Here is a 22,589-nt window from a genome sequence, read left to right on the forward strand (position 1 = left end):
ATGGGCTTAGATCGAGACAATTGAGGCTCGCCTCAATCACCCGCACGCGCACCGCGGGTCTTTTAGATCATGGTGCCATCTAAGAAAGAGGGAGAATCCATTGAAAAAAGCATTGTTGGCAGGCGTCGCTTTGAGCTTCGCAATGACGGGTGCGGCATGGGCCGACATCACGATCGCCACGGTCGGGCCGATGACCGGCCAGTACGCCTCTTTCGGCGAGCAGATGAAGGCTGGCGCCCAGCAGGCGGTGGAAGATATCAACGAGAAGGGCGGCGTCCTCGGCGAGAAACTCGTTCTTGAAATCGGCGACGACGCCTGCGACCCGAAGCAGGCTGTGGCTGTCGCCAACCAGATGGCCGGCAAGGGCGTCGTCTTCGTCGCGGGCCATTTCTGCTCGGGCTCGTCGATCCCGGCGTCCGCAGTCTACGCGGAAGAAGGCATCGTCCAGATCTCGCCGGCTTCGACCAATCCGACGTTCACCGACGAGCGCCCGAACCCGGACGGCGGCACCTACCGTGTCTGCGGCCGTGACGACCAGCAGGGCAAGGTCGCCGGCGAATTCATCGCCGAGCACTACCCGGACAAGAAGGTCGCCGTCATCCACGACAAGACGGCCTACGGCAAGGGCCTCGCCGACGAGACCAAGGCGGCGATGGAAGCGGCCGGCAAGAAGGCCGACATGTACGAAGCCTACACGGCCGGTGAAAAGGACTACACCGCCCTCGTTTCCAAGCTGAAGCAGGAAGGCATCGGCGTCCTCTATGTCGGCGGCTATCACACCGAAGCCGGCCTGATGGCACGCCAGATGAAGGATCAGGGCATGGATGTGCAGCTGATCTCGGGCGACGCTCTCGTCACCGACGAATACTGGGCCATCACCGGCGATGCCGGCGAAGGCACGATGATGACCTTCTCGCCGGACCCGCGGAAGAGCGAAACGGCCGCCCCGATCGTGAAGAAGCTGGAAGATGCCGGCAAGCCGACCGAAGGCTACGTCCTCTACACTTACGCCGCGATTCAGGCCTGGGCTCAGGCCACGGAAACAGCCGGCGCGCCCGATTACGACGAAGTCAACGAAGCTTTGAACAACGGCACCTTCGACACGGTGCTGGGTGAACTCTCCTTCGACGACAAGGGCGACGTGTCGCTGCCCGGCTACGTCTTCTACGAATGGCACGACGGCAGCTACGATTATCTCAACGCTGGCGACGAAAAAGCCACCGAAGAGAAGAAATCGTAAGCGCGTTAACCCGCTTTTTCGATCGGCCCCGGCGGCAACTCCGCCGGGGCTTTTCTTTTGCCTGCCGCTGCGTTTTGATCCGGCATGAATCGTTATCCGGTACCCTTTTCTGGAATGCCCGCAGGTCTGCGCGTTGGCCACGCTTCAGATGAAACTCTGAAATCGGGCGTCACCGTCCTCCTGCCGGATGAACCCGCGGTGATAAGCGCGCATATCGGCGGCGGCGCGCCTGGAACGCGCGAGCTCGGCCTTGCAGAGCCGGAAGCGAGCGTCGCAAAAGTCGACGCGATCGTCCTGTCGGGCGGCTCCGCCTTCGGGCTTGCGGCGGCCGACGGCGCCATGTCCTTTCTCGCGGAAAACGGTCGCGGCTTCGAGGTGGCGGGGCTTCGCGTGCCGATCGTTCCGACGGCCATTTTGTTCGATCTCGTCAACGGCGGGAACAAGAGCTTTCTTCCCGCAAACGGACGAGCCGCCGCCGCCAATCCCTACCCCGAATTGGCCTATCGCGCCTGCGCCTCCGCCCTGGAAACGACGCCAGGGGGAGCGGTGGAGGTGGGGACTCTCGGAGCCGGCACGGGTGCGACGACCGCCAACCTCAAAGGTGGATTTGGCCATGCCGGCGAGCGACTCCCCTCGGGAGCCACCATCGCCGCCTTCGTCGCGGTCAATGCCGTGGGTGCCGTGACTTTCGGCGACGGCCCTCATTTCCGTGCAGCCCCTTTCGAGGTCGACCACGAATTCGGCGGTCTCGGTCTTCCCGCCACGGCCAGTCCGGAGACGGCCGCGCGCATCACGAAATTCGATCCGGCACCCGGCGCCAATACGACGATTGCCGTCATTGCGACCGATCAGCCGTTGACGAAGGCTGAGGGGAAGCGCCTTGCTATCGTCGCACATGACGGGTTTGCTCTGTCGATCTATCCGGCTCACACACCCTTCGACGGCGACACGGTCTTCGCATTGTCCACAGGCAAAGCTGAAACAGGTCCGAACATGGAGCCCCTTTCCATGATGCTGGAGCTCTGCGCAGCTGCCCCGGCGGTTCTGGCACGGGCCGTTGCTCGCGCCGTCTATTGGGCGACAGATACGCAAAGCGATCGTCTCCCGACCTGGAAAGGGCGTTTTGGCGATACGGCTTGAGCGGCCGGAGACCTGAAAATTAGCTTCCGCGGCGGGAGGAGAAAGTAACGTGCAGAGGCCCCAGGAGATTGAACTTGACCCAGGCGAGATCCGCATTCTGCGGATCATGCAGCGCGACGCGTCCCTGTCGGTGGCAGATATCGCGCGCGAAGCGGGGATGAGCCAGACGCCGGCCTGGCGGCGCATCAAGCGACTGAAAGAGGAAGGCATCATCCGCGCCGTGGTGGCGCTGGTCGAACGCAACGCGGTCGGGCTCGATTTCGTCGCTTACGCCTTCGTCAAGCTCGGCGTGCCGAGCCGGCAGAATATGGAGAAATTCGACAAGCTGGTGAATTCCTGGCCGGAAGTGCTCGTCTGCGAGCGAGTGACGGGCGCGGTCGACTATCTCCTCAAGATCGTCACCAACGACATCCACACCTATGACTGGTTCCTGCGCTCCAAGCTCCTCGACAACGAACTCGTCACGGATGTCCAGTCGCGCATCGTCGTCGCCACGGTGAAAGACACCCCGTCCCTGCCGATCAGGGAGGCGTGATTCTCGTCGGGAGGTGCGGCTCGGCAATGAGAGCCGCGTTTCTTCTGAGAAGCCGACAACCGAGGCGTTCAGACCTCCGCCCCACAGCCGCATTCTTCCCCGAGGAGGCGGACGAGGCTCTTGCCAGGCGACCACTCGATTGCCATCCAGCCGGCTTCACGCGCCGCTTCGACATTTGCGCGCATATCATCGACGAGAACGGTGTTGCGAGCGACCGATCCGCTCTGCTTCAGAGCGCCGTCGAAAAAGGCACGGTCGGGCTTTCTGACACCAAGAGCGGCCGAATAGACGATCCCATCCACATGTTCGCCAAGGCGAAGGCGCTCCATCAGGTAGCGCGCCCGCATATGCTCCTGGTTTGTCGCAAGAAACACGCTCATGCCGTGACGACGCAGATTGTCCGCCTCCGACAAGAGCGCCTCGTCCAGCAGACTGTCATGCGCAAACCAGTAATCGACGAAGTCTTGCGGTGCTAGCCACGGCGCCACGGGCGGCAGACACCTCTCCAGCACGTCAAGAAGCTGTTTCTTGCCGACGATGACATCGGCCCAGTGAGGCTCGAAAAAGCAGGTCTCCAGGATATCAGACGTCACACCGAGATCGCGTTCAACGTTCTCGACCCAGGAACCGCCCTTCGTATTTCCGTGGACCAGAACACCATCGACGTCGAGCATGAGACACGGCTTCACACTTGTTCTCCTTCACGCAGCCGCTCCGCTGCCACACTTTCGCGTCTACCATCTCATGCCGCTCCCGCAAGAATCGCAGCTTTCATTTCCCGTGCAGGCGCATCGTCGCAGGTCATCCGCCCGCCTTCATCGCTGTTGCAAGGTCGCGAGCGCCACCAAGTCATCACCCTCCCGTTGCCCCCGCTCCCTAGCGCCATTAAACGGAAGGGCAACTGGAGGAGCTTTCCTATGATTCCGCGCTATGCACGCCCCGAAATGGTGGCGATATGGTCGCCCGAGACGAAATTCCGCATCTGGTTCGAGATCGAGGCACATGCCCTCTCCGCCATGGCCGAGATGGGACGCGTGCCCAAGGAGGCCGCGGAAAAAGTCTGGGAAAAGGGCGGCGCCGCCACCTTCGATGTGGAACGCATCGACGAAATCGAGCGCGAGGTGAAGCACGACGTCATCGCCTTCCTCACGCATCTTTCGGAGATCGTCGGGCCGGAAGCGCGTTTCGTCCATCAGGGGATGACGTCGTCCGACGTCCTCGACACCTGTCTCTCAGTGCAGCTCGCGCGTGCGGCGGATCTCCTGCTCGCGGATCTCGACCGTCTGCTCGAGGCGCTGAAGACCCGCGCCTACGAGCACAAAGACACGCCGACGATCGGCCGCTCGCACGGCATTCATGCCGAGCCGACGACCTTTGGGCTGAAGCTCGCGCAGGCCTATGCGGAGTTTGCCCGCAACCGCGAGCGCCTCGTCGCAGCACGCGCGGAAATCGCAACCTGCGCCATCTCCGGCGCCGTCGGCACTTTTGCCAACATCGACCCGAAGGTGGAAGAATACGTCGCCGAGAAAATGGGGCTGAAGCCGGAGCCGGTCTCCACGCAGGTGATCCCGCGCGACCGCCACGCAGCCTTCTTCGCCACGCTTGCCGTCATCGCCTCCTCGATGGAGAGGCTCGCCACCGAAATCCGCCATCTGCAGCGCACCGAGGTGCTGGAGGCGGAGGAGTATTTCTCGCCGGGCCAGAAGGGCTCTTCGGCGATGCCGCACAAGCGCAATCCGGTCCTCTCGGAAAATCTCACGGGGCTCGCCCGCATGGTGCGCTCCTACGCTTTGCCGGCCATGGAAAACGTGGCGCTCTGGCACGAGCGCGATATCTCCCATTCCTCGGTCGAGCGCATGATCGGACCCGACGCCACGATCACGCTCGATTTCGCTCTCGCCCGCCTCGCTGGGACCATCGAGAAGCTCGTCGTCTATCCCGAGCGCATGCAGCAGAATCTCGACAAGCTCGCCGGCCTGCACAATTCGCAGCGGGTGATGCTTGCCCTCACCCAGGCCGGCATGTCGCGAGAGGATTCCTACCGCCTCGTCCAGAAGCACGCCATGAAGACATGGGAGCGCGGCGCCGACTTCTTGTCGGAGTTGAAGGCCGACCCGGAGGTGACTCAAAAGATTCCGGTTTCGGAGCTCGAGGCGATGTTCGATCTTGGCTACCACACCAAGCATGTCGACACGATCTTCGCGCGCGTCTTCGGCGCAAGCTGAACTGCGCATCGCCCTCCCACAGCCTCACCAAGTACCGAGCGTATGAAAGCCCGCGAAGCCGATATTTTGATCCATCCCGGCCTCTACGGTCCGAAGCCCGACAATTGGTATGCGCGTTGGGCAAGACAGATCGGGACGGCGGAGATGATCGAGCAGGACTGGTCGCGACCCGACCGGTCCGATTGGACGGCCAATCTGATCGCCGCGGTGAAGCTCGCCAAGCGACCGGTCGTGCTCGTCGGCCATTCCGCCGGCGCGCTCACCATCGTTCATGCGGCCGCACATCTCGCTGGCACGGCGGTGCGTGCGGCCTTCCTCGTGACCCCGCCCGACTTCGATCTCTGCGGCGACGAGCTGCCGGAGGGGCGCACGTTTCTCCCGGTTCCGAGAGAGCCGATGCCCTTCCCCACCCTGGTCGTGGCAAGCCGCAATGATCCTTATTGCGCCTTTGAGACGTCGGAGGATTGGGCCGCTGCCTGGGGTGCTCTTTTCATCGATGGTGGCGTGTCCGGCCACATGAACTCAGAGTCCGGTCACGGGCCCTGGCCGGAAGGCCTGATGATCTTCGCCCGCATGATGGGACAGCTCTGACGAGCTGGCCAGTCGCAAAAACCGCGCCCGGTCATTCTCTGGCAACCTGAAACGGCGAAGCTCTGCAGACGAACGAAGCTGCGCCATCAAGGGAGGCCGACATGCCCCTTCATCACCAGAAGCCTCGGCGCAAGGTCTCCTTGCCAGAGATCGACGACATCTACGCCTCGGCGGATTCAATCCGCGAGCTCCCGCAGATGCGGCTGCCCGAAGGCGAACACGATCCCCGCCACATCTACGCGGCGATCCATGACGAGCTCATGCTCGACGGCAATTCACGCCAGAATCTTGCAACCTTCTGCACCACCTGGATGGAGCCTGAAGTCGCCCGGCTGATGGCTGAAACGGCCGACAAGAACATCATCGACAAGGACGAATATCCGCAGACGGCCGAAATCGAAGGCCGCTGCGTCCGCATGCTGGCCGATCTCTGGAACGCCCCGGACGGCGCCGCCGTCGGCTGCTCGACCACAGGTTCGAGCGAGGCGGCGATGCTCGCCGGCATGGCGATGAAATGGCGCTGGCGTGAAAGGCGCCGGCAGGCCGGTCAGTCGACGGACCGACCCAACCTCGTCACCGGACCGGTGCAGGTCTGCTGGCACAAATTCGCCCGCTACTGGGATGTTGAGCTGCGCGAGATCCCGATGCAGGGCGACCGCCTCATCCTCTCCCCCGACGAGGTGATCAAGCGCTGCGACGAGAACACGATCGGCGTCGTTCCGACCCTCGGCGTCACCTTCACAGGCCAGTATGAGGATGTCGTCGGCGTCTGTGCGGCACTCGACGCGTTGGAAGACGAAAACGGGCTCGATATCCCCGTGCACGTCGATGCGGCAAGCGGCGGCTTCCTCGCCCCCTTCATGGTGCCGGGCCTCGCCTGGGACTTCCGCCTTGCACGCGTGAAATCGATCAACGCCTCCGGCCATAAATTCGGGCTCTCCCCGCTCGGCGTCGGCTGGGCTCTGTGGCGCACGGCAGAAGACCTGCCGGAAGATCTCGTCTTCCGGGTCAACTATCTCGGCGGCGATATGCCCACCTTCGCCCTCAACTTCTCCAGGCCCGGCGGTGAGGTCATCTGCCAGTATTACAATTTCCTGCGTCTCGGACGTGAAGGATACCGTCGCGTGCAAGAGGCATGTTACGCCAATGCCGCAGCCCTCGCCGAGGCCATTGCGGGCTTCGGCCTCTTCGACATGATCCACAAGGGCGGCACCGACGGCATCCCGGCCGTCTCCTGGTCGATGAAGAAGGACATCAATCCAGGCTTCACGCTCTTCGATCTCGCCGATCGCCTGCGCACGCGCGGCTGGCAGGTGCCGGCCTATTCCATGCCGCCCGAGCGCGAAGACCTCGCTGTGCAGCGCATTCTCGTCCGGCATGGCTTCAGCGCCGATCTCGGCAAACTCCTCCTCCGCGATATCAAAGACGCGCTGGCATTCTTCCAGAAGCATCCGGTTGGCGCCCCGATGACCGCAGCCGAGGCCGGTGGTTTCGATCACAGCGGCCGCGCGATTTCTTAAGCCGCGAAATTATTTTCACACACCACATCAATTCAGGCGTCACACGCCTGTAATCACCGCCCGATTAATTCTGAAATCCGGCGACAAGTTGTGACGAATATTGAGGATTTCTCCTTCCAAACGGTCGCCGGAAAGGCAGAGCGATCGGATGGCGACAGAGACCCAGACAGGCGAGCCGCAGACGCGATTGCGCGACGAGCTTTCCTGGCTCAGCACCGTCTTCCTCGTCCTTCTCGTCGGCGTAACCGGGTATTTTCTCTTCTGGGCGACCGGCTATACGGACGGCCATCGCAGCACCGTTCTCGTGGCAGCCACACTCTTCGGCGTTTTCATGGCCTTCAATATTGGCGGCAATGACGTCGCCAATTCGTTCGGCACCAGCGTCGGCGCCGGAACTTTGACCATCCGCCAGGCGCTTGCCGTCGCCGCGATCTTTGAAGTCAGCGGTGCGGTCATTGCCGGCGGCGCCGTCACCGACACCATCCGCGACGGCATTGTCGAACTTGGCAATCTCGACGTCGCACCGTCGGATTTCGTCTTCATCATGATGTCGGCGCTGATCGCCGCCGCACTCTGGCTGCTCTTCGCCACCACGCGCGGATTTCCCGTTTCGACGACACATTCGATCGTGGGCGCGATCGTCGGCAGTTCGATCACGCTCGGCATCCTGATGAGCGGGCCCGAGGCCGCCTTCTCTCTCGTCCAATGGACGAAGGTCGGCCAGATCGTGATCTCCTGGGTGCTCTCACCGCTTCTCGGCGGCGCAGTGGCCTATCTGCTCTTCTGGCAGATCAAGAAACGCATCCTGTCCTTCAACGACACGATGACCGCCAAGCTCGATCAGATCCGCCAGGCGAAAATCGACCACAACAAGAAGCACAAGGAAGCCTTCGAACGCCTGTCGGAGATCCAGCAGCTCTCCTACACCCACGCCCTGACGCGCGACATGAATGTGGCCGCCGACAAGGATCTGGGGCCGGAGAACCTCGAGACCGATTATTACCGCGAGCTGCAGCGCATTGAGGAGCGGCGCGAACAGCTCCGGCCCCACCGCGCGCTCGAAAACCTCGTCCCGCCGATCGCATCGTTCGGCGCCATGGTGATCGCTGCCGTGCTTCTCCTGAAAGGGCTGGAGAACCTGCATCTCGGCCTCAGCCTCGTCGAAGATCTCCTGATCATCGCAATGGCCGGGATCGCCGTGTGGATGGCCGTCTTCGTCGTCGCCAAACTCCTGAAAAGTCAGCCGCTCGGGCGCGCGACCTTTCTTTTGTTCAGTTGGATGCAGGTCTTCACCGCCGCCGGCTTCGCCTTCAGCCACGGTTCCAACGACATCGCCAACGCCATTGGTCCCTTCGCCGCGATCCTTGACGTTTTGCGCAGCGGCTCGATCGAGCAGAATGTGCCAGTGCCGACGGTTGCCATGATCACGTTCGGCGTCGCCCTTGTGGCTGGCCTCTGGTTCATCGGCAAACATGTCATCCAAACGGTCGGGCACAATCTGACGACGATGCATCCGGCCTCCGGCTTTTCAGCCGAGCTGTCCGCGTCCGCAGTCGTCCTGCTCGCCTCGATCTTCGGCCTGCCGGTGTCGAGCACGCATATTCTGATCGGCTCGGTCTTGGGGATCGGCCTCGTCAACCGTCAGACGAACTGGAAACTCATGCGGCCGATCGCCTTTGCCTGGGTCGTGACCCTGCCGGCGGCTGCAATCCTCTCGGCGATCGGCTTCGTCATCCTGCGTCAGGTTCTTTAGGCAGGCGCGACCGCGAGGCGGAGCCGGCCCAAAAGTGCGTGAGAGTGTCTAGTGGCGAGAGCCGGAGTGGCGAGGGCGGGCGGCTTTATTCCGCCTTCGCACGCTCCAAAAGGCTCGTGGCCCCCAAAACCAGGCTTTCCGTGTCGGACCCGGTCGCCACAAGCCCATACCCCATCTGGCGGTAGCGCCCGACAAGACCGGGATCGGCGGCATAGAGGGCGGCGAGCTTGCCGCTCTTCTTCGCGGCCGATGCGATCGCCTCGATTGCCGGCATCATCTCTTCGAGGCGGGGATCGACCTTCGCCCCTTCGCTCCAGGCGATCGAGAAATCCGCCGGTCCGACGAAAACGCCGTCGATCCCGTCAACGTCCAGAATGTCGTTGAGGCGGTCGAAGGCCTTGCGGGTTTCGATCATGGCGAAAGAGAGCGTCTCGCGATCCGCTGTCCGCATGAACGTCGACACGTCCCCATGCCTCGAAAGCTGCATGGCGCGATGTGGCCCCCAGGAGCGTTCGCCGAGCGGAGGAAACTTGGTCGCCGCCGCAAAGGCACGCGCATCATCGACATCGTTGATCATCGGCGCGATCACCGCCGCAGCCCCCATATCGAGCGCGCGGCTCGCCATGTCGAAGCGGCCGACCGGGATGCGGACGATCGCAGGCTTGCCGGCGAGAGCCACCCCGGCGATTCCTCGCAGCACGCTCTCGGTCGAGTGAAACCCGTGCTGCATATCGAGCGTGACCGCATCGAAGCCGAGCCTTGCGAGCATCTCGGCCACGAGCGGATCAGGAAGGCCAGACCAGGCGGAAACGAGTTTCTCGCCCGCCCGCAGTCGTCCCGCGAGCGTTGGCTGCCCCCTGGCGTTATCGTCCTCGCTCAGCGTGTTGCCTCGATCTGCTCAGCCGCTTCCACCAGAAAACGGCGCATCAGCTGACGCAGCTCTTCATCGGAGCAGGCCACACCGCCCACCTCCAAATCGGCTTTCACCTTGCGGAAGACATCTTCTTCACCAGGTTCGGCGAAATCTGCCCTCACCACCTCGCGAGCGTAAGTCTCCTTATCTTCGCCACTTTTTCCGAGCTTTTCGGCAGCCCAGAGGCCCAGAAGACGGTTACGCCGCGCGATCGACTTGAACTTCAGCTCTTCGTCATACGCGAACTTGTTCTCATAGGCATTTTCGCGATCGTCGAATGTTGTCATAGCCGCTCACTCCCTCCCACGACTACGGCTCTGTTAGCGGGAGAGGATGCGCTCCGCAATGCCGCCAACCGCCGCCTCCAACACGACATTGTGCTTCTTCGAGCTTTCGGCTAGGTTCCGACAGCAAATGGCGGATCGCCGCTTCGGAGCCGACACTCGCCAGCCCATCTTTCCTCATCATGATCGTTAGACTGAAACCAATGAACCGTCGTCGCCGCATCTACGAAGGCAAGGCCAAGATCCTCTACGAGGGGCCGGAGCCGGGAACGCTCATTCAGCATTTCAAGGATGACGCGACCGCGTTCAACGCCAAGAAACATCAAATTGTCGATGGAAAGGGCGTCCTGAACAACCGCATCTCGGAGTATATCTTCAACAACCTCAATGACATGGGCATCCCGACCCATTTCATTCGGCGCCTCAACATGCGTGAGCAGTTGATTCGCGAGGTGGAGATCATCCCGCTCGAGGTCGTTGTCCGGAACGTCGCCGCAGGCTCGCTTTCGAAGCGGCTCGGCATCGACGAAGGCACGCCGCTGCCGCGCTCGATCATCGAATTCTACTATAAGAACGATGAGCTCGACGATCCGATGGTGTCGGAAGAACACATCACGGCCTTCGGCTGGGCAACGCCCCAGGAGATGGACGACATCATGTCGCTCGCGATTCGCGTGAACGACTTCCTGTCCGGCCTATTCCTCGGCGTCGGCATCCGCCTCGTCGATTTCAAGATGGAATGCGGCCGCCTTTTCGAGAACGACATGATGCGCATCGTCGTCGCCGATGAGATCTCGCCGGATTCCTGCCGTCTGTGGGACATGACCTCCAACGAGAAGCTCGACAAGGACCGTTTCCGCCGCGATCTCGGCGGCCTCCTCGAGGCTTATCAGGAAGTCGCCCGCCGGCTCGGCCTGTTGAACTCCAACGAGCGTGTCACCGGCACGGGCCCAGTCCTGGTTCAGTAGGCTCGGCACCGTCCGTGGTCCTCAAAAAGACATGTTGATCGCGCGGCGCGCGGGCTCGCCCCGGCGCCGCGTTTTTGTTTATTCAGACGGAGCCGGCGCAGTCGGCAGCACCGCAGCATAGAGGGGCCGCCCGGACGAGCCGGCGCGGAAGATGGCATGAAAGCCCGCATTTTCGTGACGCTGAAGGACGGCGTGTTGGACCCGCAGGGCCAGGCCATTCAGGGCGCGCTCGGCGCTCTCGGTTTCTCCGGTGTCGAATCGGTGCGCCAGGGCAAGGTGATCGACATCGAACTCGCCCCGGAGGACGCCTCCGAAAAGCGCATCCGCGAGATGTGCGAGACGCTTCTCGCCAACACCGTGATCGAAAACTACCGCATCGAGATGCTGTGACGGCAGCGTAGCGGCGGCGACACGCCGCGGACGCCGTCACACGCCTGCCAGGTTGAGCTGAGACAGAGTGGGCGCCCGATCAGGAGTTGTCCGATGACCTGCCTCATCCCTTACGAACCGCTCAACGCTCTCAAGCCCATCGCCGAGAATGTGTGGATCGTCGACGGGCCGGAGATCGCCATGGGCTACGTGGTCGGCACGTTGCCGTTCACGACCCGCATGACCGTGATCCGCCTCGCCGACGGCGCTCTTCTCCTGCACTCCCCGACCCCGCTCAGCGAAGATCTCGTCGAGGCGCTTGCGGCGCTCGGAGAGGTCCGCATTCTCGTTGCCCCGAACCGTCTGCATTTTTGGTGGATCGGCGAGTGGAAGGCCCGCTTCCCGAACGCGATCGCCTATGCCGCTCCCGGCGTACGCGAGGCCGCAAAAGACCGCTTTTCAGGCTTCGATGCGGAACTCTGCGATGAAGCCCCGGCGGCGTGGGCCGGCGAAGTCGAGCTGTTTCCGCTCGTCGGCAGCTACATGACCGAGCTCGAGCTTTTCCATGTTCCGTCAAAAACGCTCGTGCTGACCGACATGATCGAGAACTTCGAGCGCGACCGCGTCACCTGCCGCCACATGCCGCCGCTTTTGAAGATTGGCGGTGTGCTGGATCCGAACGGTTCGACGCCACGCGACGTTCGCCTCACCTTTCTCGGCCACAAAAAGAAGCTACGCCAGACCGTGAAAGAAATGCTGGAGCGCAAACCGGAACGGGTTCTTATCGCCCATGGCCGATGCTATCTAGCGAATGCGGAGGCGGAGCTTCGTCGCGCCTTTCGCTGGCTTCTCTGACAAATCGGACACACGCATGAAGGCCGCCATCATCCAGTTTCCCGGCACCAATCGCGAAGGCGACATGGCGGCGGCGCTCCGTCTCGTCTCCGGACGCGATGCCGACATCGTTTGGCACGGCGAGACGAGCCTGCCCGCGGGCGTCGACCTGATCGTGCTCCCCGGCGGCTTCTCGTTTGGCGATTACCTGCGCTCCGGTGCGATCGCCGCCCATTCTCCGGTGATGCGCGATGTGGCCAAGCGCGCCGAGGACGGCGTCATGGTGCTCGGCGTCTGCAACGGATTTCAGGCCCTGTGCGAGGCTGGCCTTCTGCCCGGCGCCTTGATGCGCAACGCTTCGCTCAAATTCGTTTGCCGCGAGGTCAAGCTCAAGGTGACGAACACGGCAACGCCTTTCACGAGCCTCTATCGCTCCGGCCAGGTGATCCGCTGCCCCGTCGCCCATGCCGACGGAAACTATTTCGCCGACGCTGAGACCCTCGACCAACTCGAAGCCGAGGATCGGGTCGTGTTCCGTTACGCCGACGGCACCAATCCCAACGGCTCGCAGCGCGACATTGCCGGCATCACCAATGAGCGCCGCAACGTGCTCGGCATGATGCCGCACCCGGAAGATCTCGTGGAAGCCGCACATGGCGGCGACGACGGGCTCGCCCTTTTCAAGGGCCTCGTGGAAGGCCTGCAGGAGAAGGCCGCTTGAGCGGCACATCCGGCCGCAAGGCTCGGCCAATCCGCTCCCCATTGCGCGGATTTGCCGGCATCGCCATCGCGACACTCGTCGCGGCCGGCTGCACCCAGGCTCAAAAAGACTATCTGAGCTATTCGGCCAGCGATCGGCCGCTCGATGCATCGACGCGCATCGCCCGCGCCATGGGGCAATGCTGGTTCGCGGGCGATGCGACCTTCGCCTCCTATATCTACGCGCCGGAACTCAACTCCTATTCCGGGCAGCCGCGCATTCTCATCCTGCCGAAGAACGAGCCCGGCGGATTGCCGCGGCTCGTCGTCCAGGCGCAGGAGGACGGCCGCGGCGCCGAAGTTAAACTCTTCGGTCCGCTTCTCGCCACAGAGGCAGCCCCGCGGATACGGGCCGATATCGCCCGCTGGTCCGCCGGCTCCAGCGCCTGCACGGCTTGATTCGACATCTCAATCGAAGCGCAGAAGCGTCTCTAAAGACTCTGGATTTCCTCTCAAGAAGGAGCGTGCGCGCCGCCTAGCGGCGGCGCACCTGCCAGGGCGCACGGTCTAGACGTCCCAGGGACGGCGAATCCCCTCGCGATACGCATCGGCCCGTGAGACACCGATATCCTTCAGCTGGTCGTCGGTAAGAGACAAGAGCGCCCGTCTGGTGCGCCGCCTCTCCATCGTCAGCGCGAGCCGCGTCGACAGGCGCACCACAAGAACGCGCATGCCGACCTGCGCCTGCTGAAAGCGGGAAAGCCTGACAGCGGAAAATGTAGCAATTGAACCCATCGTTCGTCTCCATTGATACGACTTGCGACAGGCAATGTTCTGATTGACCCCGCTGAATGGTGCAATATATAATATTGACACCATGACAAGTTGGTTTCCCGATCTCTCGACCGGCCAGGGGCCGCTTTATGTCCGCCTCGCCGATCAGCTTGAGCGTGCAATCGACGCGGGTCAGCTTCCCGCGGGCACGAGGCTGCCGCCGCAACGCAATCTGGCTTTCGATATCGGTGTAACCATCGGCACCGTGAGCCGCGCCTATTCCCTCGCCCGGGAGCGAGGCCTGGTCTCTGGCGAAGTCGGTCGTGGCACCTATGTGCAGGCCGCGCATGCACGCCAGGCTCCCCTACCCGCCACGATCACCTATGCCACCGGCGATCGGCCGGGGCCGGAAGGTGCCCTCAGGTTTGACACGACGGCGGCGCCGGAGAACGGAGCGGCGGCCGTGATGGCACGGCTGACGGGTGAAATATGCCGAGAATACCCGGACGCCGTCTCCAACTACATTCGGGATGTGCCGCAGCGATGGGCAGAGGCGGGGGCCCGCTGGCTGAAGCGGAACGACTGGGAGCCGTCTCCCGAAGACGTCGTCCCGACCTTCGGCGCCCATGCCGCCATCATGACCGTCGTCGCTGCGGTGACGTCGCCCGGCGACCGCATCGCCTTTGAGCCCCTCACTTACGCCTCGATCGCCCGCAGCATAGCGCTCCTCGGTCGACGTCCCGTCCAGGTGGCGGCCGACCGCGAAGGCCCGATAGCGGAAGATTTCGAGCGCCTCTGCGCACAGCAGCACCCAAAGATCCTGTTCGTCATGCCAGCCTTGCAGAACCCCACACTCGCCGTGATGGGCGAGACACGGCGGCGGGAGATCGCCGACATCGCCTATCGCCATCAGACTTACATCATCGAAGACGGCGTTTATGGGGTTCTTTCGCGCAAAGGACCACCACCGATTGGATCGATTGCACCCGAGCGGGTCTTCTATGTGAGCAGCCTGTCGAAAGCCGTGGCGGCCGGCCTGCGCGGCGGCTTCGTCGCCTGCCCGCCGCATTTCGCCAATCGCATCAACATCGCCCATAAGATGCTGACGGGCGGAAAGCCTTTCTTGATGGCCGAGCTCGTCGCGCGGCTGATCGCCTCCGGCGCGGCTTTCGAGTTGATGGCGAAGACCCAGGCGGAAATCGCACGGCGTGTCGGCCTGGCGCGCGAGATTTTTTCAGGTCTCGACGTCTATCTGGACGACGTGTCCCCGTTCCTCTGGCTCAATCTTCCGGAGCCTTGGCTTTCCGGCACGTTCAAGAATGCCGCACTCGGCGAGAACATCCGCATCGACGAAGAGGACGAGTACAAGCCGGTGCGCTCCGACACCTCCTTCCATGGTGTCCGCGTCGGCTTCACGACGGTGCCAGATATCGACCGCACGGCCGAAGGCTTCCGCACGCTCCGCCGCCTTCTGGATCAGGGCCCGGCCGCCTACGACAGCTACAATTGAACGGCGCCCCTACCCCACGTCACGTCCGGTCAGGCATAGCCAATCCAGCCGCGCCAGGTGAAGGCGGCGAAAAACAGACTGACATCCTGGAACCCGGCCGCACTGAGAATGGCGGCATCCTTGTCAGGGTTGAAAAGGTCGAGACTGGCCGCCACCGCTGCACGAGCGTTTTCAGCATCGCCTGGATCAGCCCCCGAGGCTTTTGCATAGGCCGCGTAACGCGCCAGCCAGTGATCCCTCTCGCCTTCGCCCTGCGGGAAGCTCGAATGTGCGACAACCAGCGGCGCACCGGGCCGCAGACGTCGGCGGATCGCCTCCGCGGTTTGCTGGCGCTCCCGAGCATCGAGAAAATGCAAGGTCAAAAGGCAGGTCGCGCCATCGAAAGGACCCTCTGGCGCATCTCCGATCGTGCCAGTCACAAATTCGACCCGGGACGCGAGGGCACCCAGCGTTCTTTCGGCGAGATCCAGCATTTGCTGTGCCGGGTCGATGCCCACGAAGCTCCAGTCGGGATATGCCTTCGCCAGCGCCCTCGTCTCCAGGCCACCGCCGGCGCCGAGGACGAGGATCTTGCCCCCTTCCCTGACGCGCTCGGCAAGGAGGATGCCCGCCATCCGGTGTAACGCATCGAGAGCCGGCACGAAGCGCCGCACGCCTTCCTCGTATCGGGCTATCGCCTGCGGATCGGAGAACCGCTCGAGGAATTGCTTCGGACCCGTCTCAGACGGCATGGCACACCTCCGCGTCCCTTTTGTCCTTCGGGAGGCCGGCATGGAATTCGGCTGAAAGCATCGCGAGCGTCACCGCATCAAGGCGAGCGAGGATGAGAGCCTCGGCTTCGCTCAGGGTCTGATCGAGGGCTGCATTGACCGCCCTCTCCACGAGGCACGTCGATTCGTCGTTTCGGTTGCCCATGGCGAAGAACGACGGGCGCCCAAGAGCTTCGTAGACGTCGCGCAGCGAGATCTCCTCGAGCTGGCGGGCGAGCTCCCAGCCGCCGCGATGGCCCTTCGTGGAGCTCACGTAACCCTGCTCGCGAAGTCCCGCCATCACGCGCCGAACGACCACCGGGTTGGTCGACATCGCTTTTGCCAGCACCTCGGAGGTGACCGGCCCTTCGTGCTCCGCCATGTGCAGGAGCACATGCAAAACGCTCGACAATCTGCTATCCAATATCATGTAACTTCTAAAATTACATAATTGACGTGATGTCAAGATGACCGCCCATCTCCGGAAATCGTGACAACGGTGCTGCCGCCGCCCCGACCGTCAGCATCGGGGCCGTCTGCATGGGGATTTTTCGTAAGGAAGGGTGTGTCGCGCGCCGTCACGCGCTAAGACACGGCGGCCAGAAGCATCAGGCAGAGACATGCATCCACAGAACGCGCCCGAGATCACCGAAGACCTTATTGCCGCCCACGGGCTCAAGCCCGACGAATACGAGCGGATCCTGGAGCTGATCGGGCGCACGCCGACGATCACCGAGCTCGGCATCTTCTCGGCCATGTGGAACGAGCATTGTTCCTACAAGAGCTCGAAGAAGTGGCTGAAGACGCTGCCGACGAGCGGGCCGCAGGTCGTCTGCGGCCCTGGCGAGAATGCCGGCATCGTCGATATCGGCGATGGTCTCGTCGCCGTCTTCAAGATGGAAAGCCACAACCACCCCTCTTACATCGAGCCCTATCAGGGGGCTGCGACCGGCGTGGGTGGCATCCTGCGCGACGTCTTCACCATGGGCGCACGGCCCGTGGCGGCGATGAACGCGCTGCGCTTTGGCGAGCCGGACCATGAAAAGACGCGCCACGTCGTGGCGGGCGTCGTCGCGGGCGTCGGCGGCTACGGCAATTCCTTCGGCGTGCCGACGGTCGGCGGCGAGGTGAATTTTCATCCCCGCTACAACGGCAATTGCCTCGTCAACGCCTTCGCCCTCGGCATCGCCAAGAAAGACGCGATCTTTTACTCCAAGGCGGAAGGTGTCGGGCTTCCCGTCGTCTATCTCGGCGCCAAGACCGGACGCGACGGCGTCGGCGGCGCCTCGATGGCATCCGCCGAATTCGGCGAAGAGACGCAATCGAAGCGCCCGACCGTTCAGGTCGGCGATCCCTTCACCGAGAAACGTCTTCTGGAAGCGTGCCTGGAATTGATGACGACGGGCGCGGTCGTTGCCATCCAGGATATGGGTGCCGCCGGCCTCACCTGTTCCGCCGTAGAAATGGGCGCGAAGGGCGATCTGGGCATCCGTCTCGACCTCGACAAGGTGCCGACCCGCGAACGCGCCATGACGGCCTATGAGATGATGCTGTCGGAAAGCCAGGAGCGCATGCTGATGGTGCTGCGCCCCGACAAGCGCGAGGCAGCCGAGGCGGTCTTCAAGAAATGGGGCCTCGACTTTGCCGAGGTGGGCGAGACGACCGACGATCTGCGTTTCCGTGTATCGCGCTATGGCGAGGAAGTGGCGGACCTGCCGATCAAGGATCTGGGCGACGAAGCTCCGGAATACGACCGCCCCTGGGTGGAGCCGGCCAAAGCCGCGCCGCTCGACCTCGCCTCCCTTCCCGCTCCCGGCGATCTCGGCCTCGCCCTCATCCAAATGATGGGCACGCCGGATCTCTCATCGAAACGCTGGGTGTTTGAACAATACGATCACCTCGTCCAGGGCAACACTGTCGTGCGTCCGGGCGGCGACGCTGCCGTCGTACGCATCGATCGAAGCTTCGGCGCCAAGGGCGACAAGGCGCTCGCCCTCTCCTCCGACGTGACGCCGCGCTATGTGGAAGCCGACCCCTTCGAGGGCGGCAAGCAGGCGGTTGCCGAATGCTGGCGCAACATCACGGCTGTCGGCGCGACGCCTCTCGCCGTCACCGACAATCTGAATTTCGGCAATCCGGAAAAGCCGGAGATCATGGGCGTCTTCGTGAAGGCGCTGCAGGGGCTGGGCGAGGCCTGCAAGGCGCTTTCCTTCCCGATCGTCTCCGGCAATGTCTCGCTCTACAACGAAACCTCCGGCCAGGCGATCCTGCCGACGCCGACGATTGCCGGCATCGGCCTTCTCGATGACTGGAAGAAGGCCGCCACCATCGCCTTCAAGCAAGAGGGGGATGCCATCCTCCTCATCGGGGCGGAGACCGAAAGCTGGGGCTCAGAACTCGGACAGTCCGTCTATCTGCGAGAAATCTTCGGCCGCGAGGAAGGTGCTCCGCCGCGCGTTGATCTCGCCAGGGAGATGAAGCACGGCGACTTCGTCCGTGGTCTCATTCACGAGGGCCGCGTCACCGCCGTGCATGATTGCTCCGATGGCGGGCTTGCCGTGGCGCTTGCCGAAATGGCACTCGCCGGCAATCTCGGTGCCGAGATCGAGGAAACGCCAGGGCGTGCCGACAGCACTCTCTTCGGAGAAGATCAGGCTCGCTATGTGGTGACGCTTGAGCCGCAAGAGGCGGAGAGAGTTCTACAGGCGGCTGCGGAGGCGGGCGTGCCGGCCGTTCAAATCGGCAAAGTGGCGGGCGATGCGCTGACGTTCCGCAATGCGGGATCGGCCGCCCTCGCCGCACTTCGAGAAGCCTTCGAAGGCTGGTTTCCCAAATACATGGCGGGGGCCTGAGCGGCCATCCCCATGCGAAAAGCGAGATTGACCTTTCAGGGTCGCCGGATTGACCTTTCAGGGTCGATTGACCACATTCGGCGCATACGCACGAGGAGCAACCAAGAATGCCGATGAATGCAGGGGAGATCGAGCGTCTGATACGCGAAGCGTTTCCCGATGCGAGCGTGACGATCAGGGATCTTGCCGGCGACGGCGACCATTTCGCCGCAGAGGTTGTGTCCGAAAGCTTTCGCGGCAAGAGCCGCGTGCAGCAGCATCAGATGGTCTATGAGGCGCTCAAGGGAGATATGGGCGGCAAGTTGCACGCCCTCGCCCTGCAGACCAGCATCCCGGAATAACCGACGAGACTGCGCGGCCGAGCCCGCAGTCTGGAGGAGCAGCGATCATGTCAGCGATCAACGAATGGATCGATAGCCAGGTAAAGTCCAACGATGTCGTCTTGTTCATGAAAGGCACTCCGACCTTTCCGCAATGCGGCTTCTCGGGCCAGACCGTGCAGATCCTCGACTATCTCGGCGTCGCCTATCAGGGCATCAATGTCCTGGAATCCGACGATCTGCGCCAGGGGATCAAGGACTACACCAACTGGCCGACCATCCCGCAGCTTTACGTGAAGGGTGAGTTCGTCGGCGGTGCCGATATCATCCGCGAGATGTTCCAGGCGGGCGAACTGCAGAGCCTTATGGAAGAAAAAGGCGTCGCCAAAGCGGCGTAAGGGCGAGCGGAGCTCGCGCTCGCGCGTCTTCCATCACCGCTCAGCGATGCCTGACGGGAGCTGCGGCTGAACGAGCAAGGCTCCTGATCTCGGGCAGACCGGGCTGCGGATAATCCTTTTTGCAAAGACCGAGCCGGCCGAAAGCCGGCTCTTTCATTTTGAGGCGCCCCGCTTCCCGGCGGAGCGAATGGGCATTCTGCTTGCCCCGTGACCTTGCAGGGGTCCGCCGCGGGCCCTAGAACCCGGTCTCCCAACAATTCTGCCGCACTCGTTCCGCGCGGGACCGTGTCCTGCCCCGGGAGACCGTTTCAATGCCATCCGCCACACCGGCCGCCTCTCGGCTGACAATCCCCTATGTCGAGTTCGTCGCCCTCGCCGCCTCGATGATGGCGCTCAATGCGATGGCGATCGACATCATTTTGCCGGCCCTCGACAACATCGCAGGCAGTTTTTCGATCGAGGATCAGAATGCCCGGCAATTCGTCGTCACGGCCTTCGTGGTGGGCTTTGGCATCGCCCAGCTCGCCTTCGGGCCATTGGCGGACCGCTTCGGCCGCCGTCCGGTCCTGCTCGCTGGCCTCGTGATTTATGTCGCCGGGGGAACTGCCTCGGCACTCGCGCCGGATTTCGGCATTCTTCTCGCCTGCCGGGCGTTGCAGGGCGTGGGCGCGGCCGCGACCCGCGTCGTCGCAATCTCAGTCGTCCGCGACACGTTCGGTGGACGGCAGATGGCGAGCCTCATGTCCCTTGTCATGATGGTCTTCATGGCCGTGCCGATCTTTGCGCCGACCCTGGGCCAACTCGTGCTCTTCGTCGCAAGCTGGCACTGGATCTTGTTCTTCACGGCCATCTTCGGCGCCATCGTGCTATTATGGTCCGGAACGCGCCTGCCCGAAACGCTCGCCGAGGAGAACCGCCGCCCCCTCAACGGACGCAAGGTCATCGAGGCGTTCCGCATCGTGCTCACCAACCGGCAGGCCTTCGGCTACGCGTTTGCGACCGCTCTCGCCTTCGGCGGGCTGTTCTCCTACCTCAATTCCTCGCAGCAGATCTTCGTCGAGGTCTTTGGTCTAGGCCCCTGGTTTCCCGTTGCTTTCTCCGGCAGTGCGGTTCTGATCGCCGGCGCTTCTTTCGCCAATTCCCGCCTTGTCGGCCGCTTCGGCATGCGTCGTCTCGCTCACACGGCGCTGATCAGTTTCTGCGTCTTGAGCTTCGTGACGGCGATCCTGTCGCTCGTCTATTCTGGCCCCATGCCGTTCTGGCTGTTCTTCCCGCTGATCAGCGCAGCCTTCTTTTTCTTCGGCTTCGTCGGCACCAATTTCAACGCGCTCGCCATGGAGCCACTCGGCCATGTCGCCGGAACGGCCTCCTCCGTGCTCGGCTTCATGCAAACTTTCGGCGGGGGCTTTTTCGGGGCGTTCGTGGGCTACCTCTACGACGGCAGCGTCACGCCCTTCGCCTCCGGTCTCGCCATCCTGTCAGGCTTGGCGATCTGTACCGTCCTCATCGCCGAACACGGCGTCCTGTTTCGCCAGCGCTATTCGTAACCGCTCATCGGAACGAAAAGACGCGCAGAACCGCGCGGGCCTGAGGGCAAGAAGCGCCGCTCACCTATAAAGCCGCAAAATCGAAGCGGGCCGGATCGTGCAAATGCGAGGGACGCACATGCCCGAGCGCTCGCAGCATGTTCGCCTTGGTACCGGGCCGCTCGCGCTCCCATTCGGACAAGATGTCTTTCACCCGCTGGCGCTCCAGCCCGTCCTGCGATCCGCAGAGATTGCACGGGATGATCGGAGCTTGAAGGCCCGCAGCGAAACGCTCCAGGTCGGCCTCCGCAGAGCGAATGAGAGGCCGCAAGAGCAGGAGATCGCCCGCATCGTTCTTAAGCTTCGGCGGCATGGACGAAAGCCGGCCGCCGTTCAGCATGTTCATGACGAAAGTCTCGAGTGCATCTTCCCGGTGATGGCCGAGAACGACCGCCTGGCAGCCTTCCTCGCGCGCGACCCGGTAAAGATGACCGCGTCTGAGGCGTGAGCACAGCGCACACATCGTCTGTCCCGGCGCGATCTTCTCCGTCACGACCGAATAGGTGTCGCGGCGTTCGATGCGATACGGGATCTCGTTCCGCTTGAAATAGTCGGGCAGGATGTCCGCGGGAAAGTCCGGCTGGGCCTGATCGAGATTGCAGGCGAGCAGATCGACCGGCAAGAGGCCCCGCCATTTGAGATCGAGAAGCACGGCAAGGAGCGCGTGCGAATCCTTGCCGCCGGACAGGCAGACGAGCCACCGGGCGCCCTCTTCGACCATCCCGTAGGTCGACAACGTCTCGCGCACTTCCCGCAGGAGCCTTTTGCGCAGCTTCTTGAAGGCGACACTGCCCGGCGCATTGCGGAACAGCGGATGTGTCGCCTCTAAGGCTTCGTCGGGCTCGGGCTGAGGCACAGCCCCGTCCAGCACGTCGTCGATGTCGTCCAGAACTTCGCTCATCGCCCGCACCTTCACCGAAGCCGCCCGCTCGCTCAAGCCCATGGATACAAAAAAGGCCGCCCCTTCGGAGCGGCCTTCAGACTGCTGACAAAGCCCTGGCGTGAGCCGGGGCTTTTTGATTCAGTGGGCCATGTTGAAGAGCCCGGCCCCTGAGCAGACTGCGATCGAGATGGTGACACTCGATCAATTGGTTCCCAAGGATCACCTGCTTCGCAAGATCGACGCGGTGATCGACTTCTCGTTCATCCATGACCGGGTTGCGGGGCTCTACTGTCCGGATAATGGCCGCCCGGCGCTCGATCCGACCTTGATGTTCAAGGCGCTGTTCCTGGGCTATCTCTTCGGCATCCGCTCTGAGCGCCAGTTGGTGCGCGAGATCGAGGTGAATGTCGCCTATCGCTGGTTCCTGCGGCTGAAGCTGACCGATG

25 protein-coding genes are annotated in these 22,589 nt (G+C 62.9%); 18 read left to right on the forward strand and 7 right to left on the reverse strand.

Going from position 1 to position 22,589, the window contains the following annotated elements:
• Nucleotides 1-100: 100 nt before the first annotated feature.
• The 3 genes from BLP76_RS17390 (at nt 101) to BLP76_RS17400 (ending at nt 2,915) form a co-directional block, all read left to right on the forward strand.
• On the forward strand, nt 101-1,240 hold the full coding sequence (locus tag BLP76_RS17390; protein ID WP_092816284.1) for a branched-chain amino acid ABC transporter substrate-binding protein: 1,140 nt from the start codon (nt 101-103) through the stop codon (nt 1,238-1,240).
• Nucleotides 1,241-1,324: 84 nt separating this feature from the next.
• Nucleotides 1,325-2,380 (forward strand): P1 family peptidase, encoded by a 1,056-nt coding sequence (locus BLP76_RS17395; protein ID WP_092816286.1) that lies wholly within the window; start codon nt 1,325-1,327, stop codon nt 2,378-2,380.
• 49 nt (nt 2,381-2,429) lie between these two features.
• A complete protein-coding gene (locus tag BLP76_RS17400; RefSeq protein ID WP_280139967.1) occupies nt 2,430-2,915 on the forward strand; it encodes an Lrp/AsnC family transcriptional regulator in 486 nt (161 codons plus the stop codon).
• A gap of 68 nt (nt 2,916-2,983) precedes the next feature.
• Here the strand turns inward: BLP76_RS17400 and BLP76_RS17405 are convergent, their stop codons facing one another.
• Nucleotides 2,984-3,604 (reverse strand): HAD-IA family hydrolase, encoded by a 621-nt coding sequence (locus BLP76_RS17405; RefSeq protein ID WP_092816288.1) that lies wholly within the window; start codon nt 3,602-3,604, stop codon nt 2,984-2,986.
• A 228-nt stretch (nt 3,605-3,832) separates the two neighbouring features.
• Between BLP76_RS17405 and purB the strand changes: the two genes are divergently transcribed.
• The 4 genes from purB to BLP76_RS17425 all read left to right on the forward strand — a co-directional run bounded on the left by purB (nt 3,833) and on the right by BLP76_RS17425 (nt 9,004).
• Nucleotides 3,833-5,140 (forward strand): adenylosuccinate lyase, encoded by a 1,308-nt coding sequence (gene purB, locus BLP76_RS17410; protein WP_092816290.1) that lies wholly within the window; start codon nt 3,833-3,835, stop codon nt 5,138-5,140.
• Between the two features lie 42 nt (nt 5,141-5,182).
• The gene (locus BLP76_RS17415) at nt 5,183-5,731 is read left to right on the forward strand and encodes an RBBP9/YdeN family alpha/beta hydrolase (protein WP_092816292.1); all 549 of its coding nucleotides are present in this window, start codon (nt 5,183-5,185) and stop codon (nt 5,729-5,731) included.
• 101 nt (nt 5,732-5,832) lie between these two features.
• The gene (gene gad / locus BLP76_RS17420) at nt 5,833-7,251 is read left to right on the forward strand and encodes a glutamate decarboxylase (protein WP_092816294.1); all 1,419 of its coding nucleotides are present in this window, start codon (nt 5,833-5,835) and stop codon (nt 7,249-7,251) included.
• 148 nt (nt 7,252-7,399) lie between these two features.
• Entirely contained in the window at nt 7,400-9,004 is a 1,605-nt protein-coding gene (locus BLP76_RS17425; RefSeq protein WP_092816296.1) for an inorganic phosphate transporter, read from the forward strand.
• Nucleotides 9,005-9,089: 85 nt separating this feature from the next.
• On the opposite strand, the gene BLP76_RS17430 is transcribed toward BLP76_RS17425, so the two are convergent.
• Both BLP76_RS17430 and BLP76_RS17435 read right to left on the reverse strand, forming a co-directional pair.
• The gene (locus tag BLP76_RS17430; RefSeq protein ID WP_274605731.1) at nt 9,090-9,884 is read right to left on the reverse strand and encodes an HpcH/HpaI aldolase family protein; all 795 of its coding nucleotides are present in this window, start codon (nt 9,882-9,884) and stop codon (nt 9,090-9,092) included.
• Nucleotides 9,881-10,204 (reverse strand): DUF1476 domain-containing protein, encoded by a 324-nt coding sequence (locus tag BLP76_RS17435; RefSeq protein ID WP_092816300.1) that lies wholly within the window; start codon nt 10,202-10,204, stop codon nt 9,881-9,883. Before BLP76_RS17435 ends, BLP76_RS17430 begins: the two co-directional genes overlap by 4 nt.
• Nucleotides 10,205-10,404: 200 nt before the next feature.
• Between BLP76_RS17435 and purC the strand changes: the two genes are divergently transcribed.
• The 5 genes from purC to BLP76_RS17460 all read left to right on the forward strand — a co-directional run bounded on the left by purC (nt 10,405) and on the right by BLP76_RS17460 (nt 13,530).
• Nucleotides 10,405-11,169: a phosphoribosylaminoimidazolesuccinocarboxamide synthase gene (purC, locus tag BLP76_RS17440; protein WP_092816302.1), complete on the forward strand. Its 765-nt coding sequence runs from the start codon at nt 10,405-10,407 to the stop codon at nt 11,167-11,169.
• A 156-nt stretch (nt 11,170-11,325) separates the two neighbouring features.
• Nucleotides 11,326-11,559, forward strand: a complete 234-nt coding sequence (purS, locus tag BLP76_RS17445) for a phosphoribosylformylglycinamidine synthase subunit PurS (protein WP_092816304.1) — start codon at nt 11,326-11,328, stop codon at nt 11,557-11,559.
• A 93-nt stretch (nt 11,560-11,652) separates the two neighbouring features.
• Nucleotides 11,653-12,393: a DUF4336 domain-containing protein gene (locus BLP76_RS17450; protein ID WP_092816306.1), complete on the forward strand. Its 741-nt coding sequence runs from the start codon at nt 11,653-11,655 to the stop codon at nt 12,391-12,393.
• A gap of 16 nt (nt 12,394-12,409) precedes the next feature.
• Complete coding sequence (purQ, locus tag BLP76_RS17455) at nt 12,410-13,093, forward strand: phosphoribosylformylglycinamidine synthase subunit PurQ (RefSeq protein WP_092816308.1); 684 nt, start codon at nt 12,410-12,412, stop codon at nt 13,091-13,093.
• The gene (locus BLP76_RS17460) at nt 13,090-13,530 is read left to right on the forward strand and encodes a hypothetical protein (RefSeq protein ID WP_139163771.1); all 441 of its coding nucleotides are present in this window, start codon (nt 13,090-13,092) and stop codon (nt 13,528-13,530) included. Before purQ ends, BLP76_RS17460 begins: the two co-directional genes overlap by 4 nt.
• 108 nt (nt 13,531-13,638) lie before the next feature.
• Here BLP76_RS17460 and BLP76_RS17465 read toward each other — a convergent pair whose 3' ends face one another.
• Nucleotides 13,639-13,866 carry a DUF1127 domain-containing protein gene (locus BLP76_RS17465; protein WP_092816312.1) on the reverse strand — a complete coding sequence of 76 codons (228 nt, stop codon included), beginning with the start codon at nt 13,864-13,866 and terminating at the stop codon, nt 13,639-13,641.
• A gap of 82 nt (nt 13,867-13,948) precedes the next feature.
• Between BLP76_RS17465 and BLP76_RS17470 the strand changes: the two genes are divergently transcribed.
• Entirely contained in the window at nt 13,949-15,355 is a 1,407-nt protein-coding gene (locus BLP76_RS17470; RefSeq protein ID WP_092816314.1) for an aminotransferase-like domain-containing protein, read from the forward strand.
• 29 nt (nt 15,356-15,384) lie between these two features.
• Here the strand turns inward: BLP76_RS17470 and BLP76_RS17475 are convergent, their stop codons facing one another.
• Both BLP76_RS17475 and BLP76_RS17480 read right to left on the reverse strand, forming a co-directional pair.
• Nucleotides 15,385-16,086, reverse strand: coding sequence for a class I SAM-dependent methyltransferase (locus BLP76_RS17475; RefSeq protein WP_092816316.1), 702 nt, complete (start codon nt 16,084-16,086; stop codon nt 15,385-15,387).
• Entirely contained in the window at nt 16,076-16,534 is a 459-nt protein-coding gene (locus BLP76_RS17480) for an RrF2 family transcriptional regulator (RefSeq protein WP_092816318.1), read from the reverse strand. Before BLP76_RS17480 ends, BLP76_RS17475 begins: the two co-directional genes overlap by 11 nt.
• A gap of 190 nt (nt 16,535-16,724) precedes the next feature.
• On the opposite strand from BLP76_RS17480, the gene purL reads away from it, so the two are divergent.
• The 4 genes from purL to BLP76_RS17500 all read left to right on the forward strand — a co-directional run bounded on the left by purL (nt 16,725) and on the right by BLP76_RS17500 (nt 21,221).
• Nucleotides 16,725-18,956 carry a phosphoribosylformylglycinamidine synthase subunit PurL gene (gene purL / locus BLP76_RS17485; protein ID WP_092816320.1) on the forward strand — a complete coding sequence of 744 codons (2,232 nt, stop codon included), beginning with the start codon at nt 16,725-16,727 and terminating at the stop codon, nt 18,954-18,956.
• 107 nt (nt 18,957-19,063) lie between these two features.
• A complete protein-coding gene (locus BLP76_RS17490) occupies nt 19,064-19,297 on the forward strand; it encodes a BolA family protein (RefSeq protein WP_092816322.1) in 234 nt (77 codons plus the stop codon).
• Between the two features lie 47 nt (nt 19,298-19,344).
• Entirely contained in the window at nt 19,345-19,674 is a 330-nt protein-coding gene (gene grxD / locus BLP76_RS17495) for a Grx4 family monothiol glutaredoxin (protein WP_092816324.1), read from the forward strand.
• Nucleotides 19,675-19,985: 311 nt separating this feature from the next.
• Nucleotides 19,986-21,221, forward strand: a complete 1,236-nt coding sequence (locus BLP76_RS17500) for a multidrug effflux MFS transporter (protein WP_092816326.1) — start codon at nt 19,986-19,988, stop codon at nt 21,219-21,221.
• A gap of 64 nt (nt 21,222-21,285) precedes the next feature.
• Here the strand turns inward: BLP76_RS17500 and ttcA are convergent, their stop codons facing one another.
• On the reverse strand, nt 21,286-22,161 hold the full coding sequence (ttcA, locus tag BLP76_RS17505; protein WP_092816354.1) for a tRNA 2-thiocytidine(32) synthetase TtcA: 876 nt from the start codon (nt 22,159-22,161) through the stop codon (nt 21,286-21,288).
• Between the two features lie 130 nt (nt 22,162-22,291).
• Here ttcA and BLP76_RS17510 point away from each other — a divergent pair.
• Nucleotides 22,292-22,589: transposase (locus tag BLP76_RS17510; RefSeq protein ID WP_139163760.1), on the forward strand; the 298-nt coding region annotated here is incomplete at its 3' end.

It is taken from the genome of Afifella marina DSM 2698 (genome assembly GCF_900102695.1).
GTDB classification, from domain to species: Bacteria; Pseudomonadota; Alphaproteobacteria; order Rhizobiales; family Afifellaceae; genus Afifella; species Afifella marina.